Origin of the sequence: Lentibacillus sp. L22 (assembly GCF_040812445.1) — a bacterium.
GTDB lineage: Bacteria > Bacillota > Bacilli > Bacillales > Amphibacillaceae > Lentibacillus_C > Lentibacillus_C daqui.
In genome coordinates this window covers 1-10,181 of record NZ_JBFNXI010000070.1, presented here as the reverse complement: position 1 = coordinate 10,181, position 10,181 = coordinate 1, and the positions used below count along the sequence as shown (strand labels likewise).

Annotated in this window: 15 protein-coding genes; 6 read left to right on the top strand and 9 right to left on the bottom strand. The window is 39.7% G+C overall.

Annotated features, from left to right (window positions below):
* Window positions 1–341 precede the first annotated feature (341 nt).
* Entirely contained in the window at window positions 342–623 is a 282-nt protein-coding gene (locus ABRT01_RS17610) for an MBL fold metallo-hydrolase (RefSeq protein ID WP_367749003.1), read from the bottom strand.
* 178 nt (window positions 624–801) lie between these two features.
* Between ABRT01_RS17610 and tnpA the strand changes: the two genes are divergently transcribed.
* The 3 genes from tnpA to tnpC all read left to right on the top strand — a co-directional run bounded on the left by tnpA (window position 802) and on the right by tnpC (window position 3,126).
* Window positions 802–1,131: an IS66 family insertion sequence element accessory protein TnpA gene (gene tnpA, locus ABRT01_RS17605; protein WP_367749001.1), complete on the top strand. Its 330-nt coding sequence runs from the start codon at window positions 802–804 to the stop codon at window positions 1,129–1,131.
* Entirely contained in the window at window positions 1,125–1,481 is a 357-nt protein-coding gene (gene tnpB, locus ABRT01_RS17600; RefSeq protein ID WP_367748998.1) for an IS66 family insertion sequence element accessory protein TnpB, read from the top strand. The genes tnpA and tnpB overlap by 7 nt, the downstream gene beginning before the upstream one ends.
* Before the next feature lie 67 nt (window positions 1,482–1,548).
* Complete coding sequence (tnpC, locus tag ABRT01_RS17595) at window positions 1,549–3,126, top strand: IS66 family transposase (protein WP_483308161.1); 1,578 nt, start codon at window positions 1,549–1,551, stop codon at window positions 3,124–3,126.
* 38 nt (window positions 3,127–3,164) lie between these two features.
* Here the strand turns inward: tnpC and ABRT01_RS17590 are convergent, their stop codons facing one another.
* A complete protein-coding gene (locus ABRT01_RS17590; RefSeq protein WP_367748996.1) occupies window positions 3,165–3,434 on the bottom strand; it encodes an MBL fold metallo-hydrolase in 270 nt (89 codons plus the stop codon).
* Window positions 3,435–3,597: 163 nt separating this feature from the next.
* Between ABRT01_RS17590 and ABRT01_RS17585 the strand changes: the two genes are divergently transcribed.
* Complete coding sequence (locus ABRT01_RS17585) at window positions 3,598–3,774, top strand: DUF2759 family protein (protein WP_367748993.1); 177 nt, start codon at window positions 3,598–3,600, stop codon at window positions 3,772–3,774.
* Window positions 3,775–3,865: 91 nt separating this feature from the next.
* Here ABRT01_RS17585 and ABRT01_RS17580 read toward each other — a convergent pair whose 3' ends face one another.
* Together ABRT01_RS17580 and ABRT01_RS17575 are read right to left on the bottom strand one after the other, a co-directional pair.
* On the bottom strand, window positions 3,866–4,822 hold the full coding sequence (locus ABRT01_RS17580; protein WP_367748990.1) for an ROK family glucokinase: 957 nt from the start codon (window positions 4,820–4,822) through the stop codon (window positions 3,866–3,868).
* Entirely contained in the window at window positions 4,797–5,033 is a 237-nt protein-coding gene (locus tag ABRT01_RS17575; RefSeq protein ID WP_269412196.1) for a YqgQ family protein, read from the bottom strand. Before ABRT01_RS17575 ends, ABRT01_RS17580 begins: the two co-directional genes overlap by 26 nt.
* Before the next feature lie 124 nt (window positions 5,034–5,157).
* Between ABRT01_RS17575 and ABRT01_RS17570 the strand changes: the two genes are divergently transcribed.
* Window positions 5,158–6,015, top strand: coding sequence for a hypothetical protein (locus tag ABRT01_RS17570; RefSeq protein WP_367748987.1), 858 nt, complete (start codon window positions 5,158–5,160; stop codon window positions 6,013–6,015).
* An 82-nt stretch (window positions 6,016–6,097) separates the two neighbouring features.
* Here ABRT01_RS17570 and ABRT01_RS17565 read toward each other — a convergent pair whose 3' ends face one another.
* The 5 genes from ABRT01_RS17565 to rpmG all read right to left on the bottom strand — a co-directional run bounded on the left by ABRT01_RS17565 (window position 6,098) and on the right by rpmG (window position 9,488).
* Window positions 6,098–7,282: a rhomboid family intramembrane serine protease gene (locus ABRT01_RS17565; protein WP_269412194.1), complete on the bottom strand. Its 1,185-nt coding sequence runs from the start codon at window positions 7,280–7,282 to the stop codon at window positions 6,098–6,100.
* A gap of 116 nt (window positions 7,283–7,398) precedes the next feature.
* Window positions 7,399–7,596 (bottom strand): hypothetical protein, encoded by a 198-nt coding sequence (locus tag ABRT01_RS17560; RefSeq protein ID WP_269412193.1) that lies wholly within the window; start codon window positions 7,594–7,596, stop codon window positions 7,399–7,401.
* A 66-nt stretch (window positions 7,597–7,662) separates the two neighbouring features.
* Window positions 7,663–8,676 (bottom strand): ThiF family adenylyltransferase, encoded by a 1,014-nt coding sequence (locus tag ABRT01_RS17555; RefSeq protein WP_269412192.1) that lies wholly within the window; start codon window positions 8,674–8,676, stop codon window positions 7,663–7,665.
* Window positions 8,673–9,242 (bottom strand): 5-formyltetrahydrofolate cyclo-ligase, encoded by a 570-nt coding sequence (locus ABRT01_RS17550; RefSeq protein ID WP_367748982.1) that lies wholly within the window; start codon window positions 9,240–9,242, stop codon window positions 8,673–8,675. The genes ABRT01_RS17555 and ABRT01_RS17550 overlap by 4 nt, the downstream gene beginning before the upstream one ends.
* 96 nt (window positions 9,243–9,338) lie before the next feature.
* Window positions 9,339–9,488 (bottom strand): 50S ribosomal protein L33, encoded by a 150-nt coding sequence (gene rpmG, locus ABRT01_RS17545; protein ID WP_026681152.1) that lies wholly within the window; start codon window positions 9,486–9,488, stop codon window positions 9,339–9,341.
* Window positions 9,489–9,655: 167 nt separating this feature from the next.
* Here rpmG and ABRT01_RS17540 point away from each other — a divergent pair, with 167 nt between their 5' ends.
* Window positions 9,656–9,886, top strand: a complete 231-nt coding sequence (locus tag ABRT01_RS17540; protein WP_367748978.1) for a hypothetical protein — start codon at window positions 9,656–9,658, stop codon at window positions 9,884–9,886.
* The last annotated feature ends 295 nt before the right edge of the window (window positions 9,887–10,181 follow it).

Below are 10,181 nucleotides of genomic sequence, written 5' to 3'. Positions count from 1 at the left end.
TTTGAGGATACCCTACCTCTTTTTTTCGTCTCAAATATTTTACACAAACTATTTTACGTCATCTCATAAAAGCCATCCACCTTTAATTGATAGCTCTATTGTAGCTAAAAAAAGATACGATTCCCATCATAAATTAGAAATCATATCTTTTGGACTTTTTCAATGGCCTCGAAATTTTTGCGGGGTTTTTTACTTTTTTTCAAAAACCTGTTGACATGTTATTTATCTGCCTATATACTATGAATAGTAGCTTAACTTTTATCCCTAACCAACAAAGAGCAGAGCACATCCCCCTAAGAACCCTTCTTAACTAAGAAGGGTTCTTTATTTTTCCTATTTATCTATGCTTGAACAAATGGATTAAGGCGTTTTTCTTCGCCGATTGTTGTCTTTGGACCATGGCCGGGATAGACAGTAAACGTATCATCCAACGAATAGAGTCTTTCCTGAATTGAATTAATTAACTGCTGGTAATTACCGCCGGGGAGGTCTGTTCGTCCAATTCCTTGTTGAAACAAGGCATCGCCGCCGAATACGATTTTTTCATCATAAAATACAAAGCTGACACTTCCAGGGGAATGACCAGGTGTATGCAGTACTTGAAACCGAAATCCAGAGATCATCAATTCCCCTGGTTTCAGCGATTGCTCCGCCCCTTTTGTTTTAATTTCCTGTCCTATAAATGATGAAGAGCCATTTAACTGTGGGTTCTCTAACCGTAAGCGTCAAATAAAACACACGTAGGAAACAACGGTCATCCATGCGATAATCTTCTTAGAAATCAATTCGGGAGGTTATGCGATGACCCAGAAAGACAAAAGAATAGAATGGAAAGCACGTTACGATACTTGGAAAGAAAGCGGACAAAGTATCGCTGAATGGTGTCGGAATCAAGAAGTTAGCGTTCATCAAATGTACTATTGGGTGCAGCGATTTGAGCGCGATGACAATTTCATGGAAACTCCTGGCGATACACAGTGGCTCTCCGTTCAAGTGGATGAAGAAGCTTTACCTTCTACGGGACATAGCCCCATTTTATTACATTTTGGAGCTATCTCCGTTGAAGTACGGCCGGGAGCCAATATGAGTCTATTATCCGATGTTGTGCATGTGCTCCAAAACCAATGCTGACCAATCATTCATTTGATCGTGTTTATTTGGCTCGTGGAAGTACTGATTTGCGCAAATCTATTGATGGCCTGGCGGTTATTGTGAAAGAGTGTTTTGATCTGGATCCCTTTTCCTCTTGCTTGTTCGTTTTCTGTAATCGAAAACGAGATAAGCTAAAGATTTTACAATGGGATCACAATGGGTTTTGGTTGCATTATCGCAGGCTGGAAAGAGGGACCTTCCATTGGCCATCAGAAAAGGATTCCACACCAATGAATATTAGTCCGCGCCAATTGCGTTGGCTGTTGGATGGCTTGCCCATTGAACAAAGACAGGCACACCAGGAAGTAACAGCGCGCACCATTCTATAATAAAGTGAAATATACAAATACGGGAATTTGACTAGGCAAGTCGGGTTCTTTCTCGTATACTAGATTTATGAAAAATACAGCGCATACATCAAAAGACACAATCGAATATTACAAGGCGCAAAACGAAAAGCTCGAAATGGAAAAGGAAGCGTTGGAGGCCAAATTGAAATGGTATGAAGAGCAATTTCGCCTAAGCCAACAGCGCAGATTTGGGTCTTCCAGTGAGAAGACTGATTCGGATCAACTTTCCCTTTTCAATGAGGCTGAAGATACAGCTAATCCGACTGTTGAAGAACCAACTGTCGAGACGATTACATATAAGCGCAAGAAACAAAAAGGTCAACGTGATCAAAAACTTGAAAACCTGCCTACAGAAACGATTGAATATCGTTTGTCTGATGAGGAACAGGTCTGTTCGTGTTGCGGTGGCGATCTGCATGAAATGAGCACCGAGATGCGTAAAGAATTAAAAGTCATTCCGGCGCAAGTAAAAGTTGTTGAACACGTACGTTATGTCTATAGTTGCCGTCATTGCGAACACAACGAAATAAAAACGCCTATTGTGACAGCAAAAATGCCGGAACCTGTATTTCCAGGAAGTTTGGCTTCTCCATCGGCAATGGCCTATACCATGGAACAAAAATATGTGGAAGGCATGCCCCTGTATCGCCAGGAAAAACATTTGGAACGATTCGGAGTATCCATCTCACGCCAAACACTGGCCAATTGGATCGTATACGGCGCCAATACCTGGCTTGAGCTGATCTACGATGAGATGCGTGCCCAGCTATTGGAACTAGATGCTTTACACGCAGACGAGACGACGCTTCAGGTTTTATCTGAGCCGGAACGTCCCGCAACATCCACTTCCTACATATGGCTATACCGCTCTGGGCAGGAGGATATCCCAATCGTTCTATATGATTATCAGCAGACCCGAGCTGCCAAACACCCTCGCCGGTTTTTGGAAGGTTTCCAGGGTTACTTGCATGTAGACGGTTATCCTGGCTATAACGGACTTCCTAATGTCGTACTTGTCGGGTGCTGGGCACATGCGCGCCGCAATTTTACAGAAGCATTAAAAGCACTGCCTGAGTCTGCAGCCACCACTTCTGTAAAAGCAAAGGAAGGCTTGGCTTTCTGTAATAAGCTTTTTGATATTGAACGTGATTTAAAGGATGTAAGTCCACAAGAACGCTATGAAAAACGTATAGAACGCAGTCAGCCTGTGCTGGATGCTTTTTCAGCGTGGCTTCGTGAACAAACACCACGGGTGCTGCCAAAAAGTGCACTTGGCAAAGCTATTAAATATTGTCGTAACCAATGGGAGCGTTTAGAGGCATTTTTAAAGGATGGCCGTTTGGAGATAGATAACAATCGGGCAGAACGATCCATCAAGCCCTTCGTTATTGGAAGGAAAAACTGGATTTTCAGTAACACCGCAAAGGGGGCTAAATCCAGTGCAATTATCTATAGTATTGTGGAAACTGCCAAGGAAAACGGGTTAAATCCATTTAACTACCTCAGCTATTTGTTTGAGGAACTCCCTAATATGGATACGACAGATAAAGAGAAATTAGCTCAACTCCTACCGTGGTCAGCGTCACTCCCGCGGGAATGCCGCGTTCCTAAGAAATCTAAATAAAGTATACATCGAATCCCACCTGCATTAGTAGGTGGGATTTATTTGACGCTTACCTCTAACCAGTCAGCTTCCATATCATGCAAATAAACATCGATCCCGTAATGATTACGTAATTCATCAACAGCGCCGATATGGTCAAAATGAGCATGTGTCAATAAAATAGCCACAGGCTTAATCCCTTCCTTTTTCAAAAAAGCAATGACCTGGTCTGCATCACCGCCTGGGTCAATGATTAATCCACGCTCCTTGTCAAAAATAAGATAACAATTCGTACCCAGTGGTCCCAATGACATTTTTTTCAACTTCATATTATTACATCCCCCATCCTTAAGTGAAAATTGTTGTTTTGTAAGTCTCGACAAATATGACGAATTACTATAAAATAAATATGATGAACTGTTTAGATACATAATAATATAAACATGATTTCCAGATCAACTAGATGAACATGGAACCATTGAAGGAGGAAAGATGGAAATGAGAATTGTCCTGGCAAGTATCTTGCTTATTGTCGCTATTTTGGCTGTCATTTCGGTCGTCCGTCAGCTTAAATACAAGAACATGTTTGCTTTGGTTGTTTCAGCCCTTGCTGCAATTGCATTTGGCTTTTTCTCCATTGCAACAATCATTGGGGAAATTACCGGATAATCCATCAGTTTATAAAGACCAGGAAAAGCTGTTGCGTCAGCTTTTCCTGGTCTTTATACGTCCTTGTGAAAAACAGGTATATAAAAATATTTCACCGTCCTGCATGCTGCTCAACCAAATATGCTGCTCCAATAATTCCTGCATCGTTTCCTAGTTGGGCAAGTTTGATCTCGCATACATTACTAACCCGTGGCAGTGCATATTTGTGAAAAGCCTCCTTAATGACAGACAACAATTGATCACCTGCTTTTGATACGCCACCACCAATTAAAATGATGGAAGGATTGATGATTATTGCTAAATCAGCAATCGCCCTCCCCAGGGTATCGCCTGTATGTTCAACCACTGTCTGACAAAGCGTATCACCTTTTTTTGCTAGAGCAAATACATCCTTTGCTGTAAGCGCGCCGGATTCTCCAATAAACTTGGCAAGATTGCTATCCGGCTTCTCTTCGGCAAGTGCCATCGCCTGGCGAACAATCCCGGTCGCCGAGCAAACGGTCTCCAAACATCCTCGCCGCCCACAATTACAGGGATATCCGTTTGAATCAATGGTTATATGACCAATTTCACCGGCAGTACCGTTAACACCGTTCAGAATGGTACCAGCAGCAATAATACCACTGCCAACCCCTGTACCCAAGGTAATTGCGATAAGGTTTTCCACCTGGTTTCCGGCTCCAACCCAATTTTCTCCCAAAGCAGCAATATTGGCATCATTTTCGACAAAAACTGGCAGCTTGGTCAGCTGTGAAAACTGCTCTGCCAACTGAAAGTTCTTCCAGCCGATATTAACTGCTTCATATACCAATCCAGTCGTTCCATCAATAAAGCCAGGGGCACCTACGCCGATACCAAGAATATTATTCTTTTGTTCCAATGTTAACTTGCTCTGTATTGATTGCCAAATATCGCGAACCAATATGTCACCTTTATCTGCTTTGGATGTAGGAATCTCCCATTTTAATAAAATAGTTCCCTGTCGATTTAATATACCAAGTTTACTCGTTGTTCCGCCAATATCAATTCCGATGATGACTTTCTCCATCTCCCGTATCACTCCTTTTACGGCGAAGTTTTGTGCGCTCTTTTCTTAATATGCCGAGTGCTTTGGTATACTCCTCGGCTTGGATGCACTGTAATTGATACAGTTCCTTTATTTCCGATTCCATAAGCGATAGCTCCGCCGACCGATCCCCTATGTAAATAATTGTTCCAAATCGCTTTAATAACTGCTGTACATCATAAACTGTTTGCAAACCAATCACCACCCTATATTATACCAAACAGAATAGCATTAAGGTATAACAAACTTTAACTCGCATAATAGCTTGCCTTTTATCATACATCTTATAATAGACAAGTTTACAAAGGGTGATGATGTTGTATAAATGGCTTTTTTCGATATTATTTCTGTTATTTATTACATTAGCAAGCTTTATTTACTTTGAGCATACTCGATCCATTCAGACCATCACCTATTTTCCGATTGATACCAATACATCGTTTACTACTGCATCGACCAAAATCGCACTTACATCAGAAAAAGATCAGCAGCCATACAACATCAGCTGGACAAGCCAATCAAAAAGTAATAAACAAGTCTATTTAAGACAGGATGCTTCTATATTATTTGCAAACGGACGGCTAAAAGGGGTTGCCAGTAAATGGCAGGAGAATACAGACAAAATATATTTAAAAAAAGAATTGTCCTGTGAAAATAGTAGTTACTTCCAGGCAATATCTTTTCATTACGGGGAAGTTCATTATCCGGAAGACGAAATCAAAAGTATCCAGCAAATGTCCCATGATGCTTTGTATGTAGCGAATTCCCCTACCGTACCAATCGAACCGTTTTCCACTCCCCAAAATAGATTTACGGCGGAATGGAAAGAAAAGCTGGATACCACAACAAAACAGCAATTAATTTATCATTGGAATGAATTAATGCAGCATTTTCAAATCGCCAGTGGAGATTATCATTCTATTCCATTGACATCATTATATCTATACAATGAGCGTAGCTTGCCGGCGATGTCACAAGCGCAAACAGATCAAATTATAGGTAAACTGTGGGAAGGATTGTATAAAAATTATATTATTCCTGCAACATCCGGAACAAGTCAGCTTGAATCAAGTTATATTCCGCTCGTATTGGTTGCCAAAGACCGAACCCACTTACTTGTGCTCTTTCAACTTGATGGAAAGAAAGAGAAGTTAATTCAACGTATTGGTAATTAAGGTTTATATGAATATGAAAAAGACATCCAACATTTGCATTGGTTAGATGTCTTTTTCTATTTTATATCTGTGCACCCCTGTCTTAGGTATACTGTTTCAGACCATAGACAATTAATCCGGCAATGACGATCACATATACAATGAAACCAGCTGATTGTATAAAAATGTTTCGCTTTTTTGGTAAACCGACGATAGCTGAAGCCAAAAAACCAGTGATTAAACCGCCAATGTGGGCGCTATTATCAATTTGCGGAACAGAAAGGCCAAAAATAATATTGATCCCAATTAAGATCAGGATGCCTTTACCCATGGTCTGAAAAAAAATCTGTTTATAATTTAAGCCAAAAAATAACAACGCACCAAATAAGCCAAATATGGCACCCGATGCTCCAGCTGAGATATGTATTGACGTGGCAAAACTCGCCATACCCGCGCCAATACCAGCAAGGAAATAAATAAAAATAAAACGGCTCGCCCCATACATTTGTTCCACAGCAGCACCTAAATAATATAATGCCAGCATATTCATAAATAAGTGCAATAAACCAATATGCAAAAACATGGACGTAGCAATCCGCCACCATTCACCATCTAGAATTGCGGGATTATATTTCGCCCCAAAATCGATCAAGTTTTGGGTTAAAGTACTCCCCCCGCTCATCTCCAGAAGAAAAAACATGATGATATTGATCGCCAATAAGATATACGTAAAAAAAGGTTTTCCATGAAAGAGCACTGTTTCTGTTTCTTTCTTTTTCGTATATAAATGATTAGCTAATCCCTTTTGAAAATAGTTGATTTCTGACTCTTTTTCATCATCCGATGGCTTAGGATTAGTTTCAAACGCTGTTAGATCTACTGTTTCGAATAACCGATGCAATTCTTCCTGTTCATTCGCATCGTCTAAATAATAGACATTCATTTTAACCGGGTTTTTCTCATTCAACTGCATCGGGCGCTTCAATTCTTCCCATGTGTCAACTGGTGAATAAGCGGAAATATAAACATTATGTACTTGTACATATTTTCCTTGTAATAAACGTTTCATGGCTTTCGTTTTTTGAAATACAATAGCAATGTCTTTTTTTAAATGATTTTTCCAATCAAATCCATGATGCAGCAAGCGAATAATCTGGGATTGTTTATTAACATTCCGCTCCAGCCAAATTTCCTCTTGGTTTTTATTAATATGCAACACGTCAAAATGATCATTAGCTACCAAATTATACGCTAATTTATACATCGTATATTGTTCATCCACATCCATTTCGTCACCACCTTAAAGATATGATAACAAAATTGTGGGGCATTTACGTAGCAAATGTATAATTTCTATTAAAAAAAGAAGCTGGTACCCAGCCTCTTAAAAATTGAGCGTTTTGCTTAAGCTTGCTGCTCCACCTGTTTATTGAATAATTTTGGTAAAATCTTGTCCTTAATCGTTGGCATGTTCATGGAGATAACAACACTTATCTTACGCAACAACGCAAAGGCCAAAACCATGTTTAATAATTTATATCGCCATTTATAAAGGACTGTTAATACCGTTGCAAACACGGCAAAAATAACCAAGATTCGCATAGGAACACCCTTTTCTATTTTTAGTTCTTAATATTAGTTATGTTCCTAAAGCGTGCGAATTATGCATCAGGATCCGATATACCGATCGTATAACGTCCGTGCTTTGATTGTATCTTCTGTTCCTTGGACGAGCACTCGACCGTCCGGAAACAGGACAAAAGTGGCTTCGTGATTCAACTGTGCCTTAAGCAAAAAAGGTGTGCGCTTCGTTTTCATGATCTTTTGCAACTGCCCCTCAACCTTTTTCAGATCCCAGGCCGATTGCTTGTGTATTTGCACCGTGTTCCTTCCGCATAGTACAGTTTCCGCATCTTGTGCCTGTTTTCTTAATGCAGGATATGCTTTCTTTTGACAGGTTAAACATCCTGGATCGGGACTGGTTAATTTCATATCAAATGACTGATTAAACCAAAAGTCGATTGTTTTTAATGTTGAGCGTAAAGCATTTCTATTACCAGTTAGATATTTCAAGACTTCCATAACCTCCATAGAGGCAATCATATCGACAGCAGGAGCAATAACCCCTACCGTATCACACGTCTCGCCGCTTCCTGCCCCCTCTTTCGCTAAACATCTCAGGCATGGGGTTTTATCAGGAATAAATAATGCTGTCATTCCCCTGGCACCGACAACGCCACCATACGAAAAAGGGATCCCCTGATAAAAGCAACTGTCATTTAATAGCATTCGGGTGGAGAAATTATCGGTTCCATCCATGACTACATCCACACCATGCATAAGCGCGAAAATGTTTTCGTTTGTTACATTATCCACGATCGCTTCAATGGTGACATCACTATTTATTTTGCTCAGTTTTTGTTTTGCGGCGATGGCTTTTGGAAGAGTTTCCTTAACATCTTCTTCATCAAACAACATTTGCCGCTGTAAATTGCTTAATTCGACATAATCACGATCAACCAAGCGTACTGTACCAACACCAGCACGAACCAGATGATTACTAATGACCGTCCCCAACGCGCCAGCACCGACGACTAGTACCGTACTGGTCTCCAGTTTTTGCTGGCCGGCCTTTTGAATTGGAGAAAATAAAAGCTGCCGGGAATAACGTTCGAAATTCATGATATTCCTTCTTTCAACAATCCATTTTCTGTCAAAATCATCTGAACTGGCAGATCAAATGGCTCTACAGGTAAATGATTAATGATTTGTCGCTCACTGGCAAGCGAAATGGTTTGATTCGGGTAGTCCTTTAAAAACCGATCATAGTACCCGCCGCCAAACCCAATTCGATAACCACGTCTGTCAAACAAAAGGCCGGGTACAATTAATAAATCTATTTGTTCTTTACTTACTTTCGTTGTTTCTTCAGGTTTAGGTTCCAGTAAATTATAGTAAACTTTCTCTAATTGATCATATGTATCAAACTTATAAAATTCCAGTTGTTTGGTTTTTGGCAAACATTTCGGGACACAGACCGTTTTCCCCTCACACCAGGCAGCTTCAATGATTGGCCTGGTATTCCACTCTAATCCCTGAGAAACCGTGATTCCAATGGTGTTAGCCTGTTTCCAGCATTCCAGTTCTTTAAGTTCCGCGCTTTGTTTACTTTCAATGTTTTGCTTCTCATTTGCCGAAAGCTTGCGTAAATATGCAGTGATAGATTGACGCAGCTGAGATTTATCCACAAATACCCCCCTCTTCTATCAACATTATATCGTATTTAAAAGCCAAAATAAAACTCTTATCATTTCACGTGATAAGAGTTATTACTATACTTTACTTTATTTTGTTTCACGATGTAACGTGTGTTTTTTTAGTCTCGGACAATATTTCATAAGCTCAATTCGTTCAGGATTGGTACGCTTGTTTTTTGTAGTGATATAATTACGATCTCCAGTTTCAGTACAAGCCAATGTAATGTTTACACGCATATTCTTTCCCTCCAAACATTCAATCTTGCTACACAACCTTTTTTCGACCCTACTATCATAGCAGATTTTTCGGCGTCAATCAACTGCTGTTTTAAAAAATAACAGTTTTCCTGTCGACATTTCTATGTTATAACAATAGACGGAGAATAATTGTAGGAATGCTTATGATGTATGTATTAATTACCCTAATTGCTGTTGCAGTGGTATTGTTTATTCTAACTTTCTTTATGAATGACAAATTTGCTGACCTGGAAAGTCAGGTGGAACAGCTTTCCATCTCATCGATGCAGGATACATATCAATTAAAGAAAAAAATAAAAGTGTTGGAAGAAGAACTTCTTACCGATATATCGAATGATGTAACCCCTGCAAAACCAAAAATGCAAAACCACTTTTAATTCAAAAAGTTTTTGCCTTACATGAGCAAGGATATCCCATGGATGACATCGCGGAACGAACCGCTCTTGACAGTAATGATATTAAAGCGATTTTTAAAAAATAACTAAAAGGAACTTGCCGAAACGATAACTAAATAAGTTTTTAGAAAACTTGGCATTCGCCAAGCTTTTAGGCGAATGCCTTAGTTGCACTTATGCAGAAAGAAATATGTATATACTTTCTTTACTGCCAAAAAGAGGCTGGGACATAACTAGCCAAAAATAGTAAATAAAAAGGTTCCAAGCAATAAAAAAT

Coding starts and splice junctions, on each gene's coding strand:
- ABRT01_RS17580 (WP_367748990.1), bottom strand. CDS start 4,822: ATGGAGAAAGTCATCATCGGAATTGATATTGGCGGAACAACGAGTAAA.
- ABRT01_RS17610 (WP_367749003.1), bottom strand. CDS start 623: ATGATCTCTGGATTTCGGTTTCAAGTACTGCATACACCTGGTCATTCC.
- rpmG (WP_026681152.1), bottom strand. CDS start 9,488: ATGCGTGTAAACATTACATTGGCTTGTACTGAAACTGGAGATCGTAAT.
- ABRT01_RS17590 (WP_367748996.1), bottom strand. CDS start 3,434: ATGAAGTTGAAAAAAATGTCATTGGGACCACTGGGTACGAATTGTTAT.
- ABRT01_RS17560 (WP_269412193.1), bottom strand. CDS start 7,596: ATGCGAATCTTGGTTATTTTTGCCGTGTTTGCAACGGTATTAACAGTC.
- tnpA (WP_367749001.1), top strand. CDS start 802: ATGACCCAGAAAGACAAAAGAATAGAATGGAAAGCACGTTACGATACT.
- tnpB (WP_367748998.1), top strand. CDS start 1,125: ATGCTGACCAATCATTCATTTGATCGTGTTTATTTGGCTCGTGGAAGT.
- ABRT01_RS17585 (WP_367748993.1), top strand. CDS start 3,598: ATGGAAATGAGAATTGTCCTGGCAAGTATCTTGCTTATTGTCGCTATT.
- ABRT01_RS17540 (WP_367748978.1), top strand. CDS start 9,656: ATGTATGTATTAATTACCCTAATTGCTGTTGCAGTGGTATTGTTTATT.
- tnpC (WP_483308161.1), top strand. CDS start 1,549: ATGAAAAATACAGCGCATACATCAAAAGACACAATCGAATATTACAAG.
- ABRT01_RS17565 (WP_269412194.1), bottom strand. CDS start 7,282: ATGGATGTGGATGAACAATATACGATGTATAAATTAGCGTATAATTTG.
- ABRT01_RS17555 (WP_269412192.1), bottom strand. CDS start 8,676: ATGAATTTCGAACGTTATTCCCGGCAGCTTTTATTTTCTCCAATTCAA.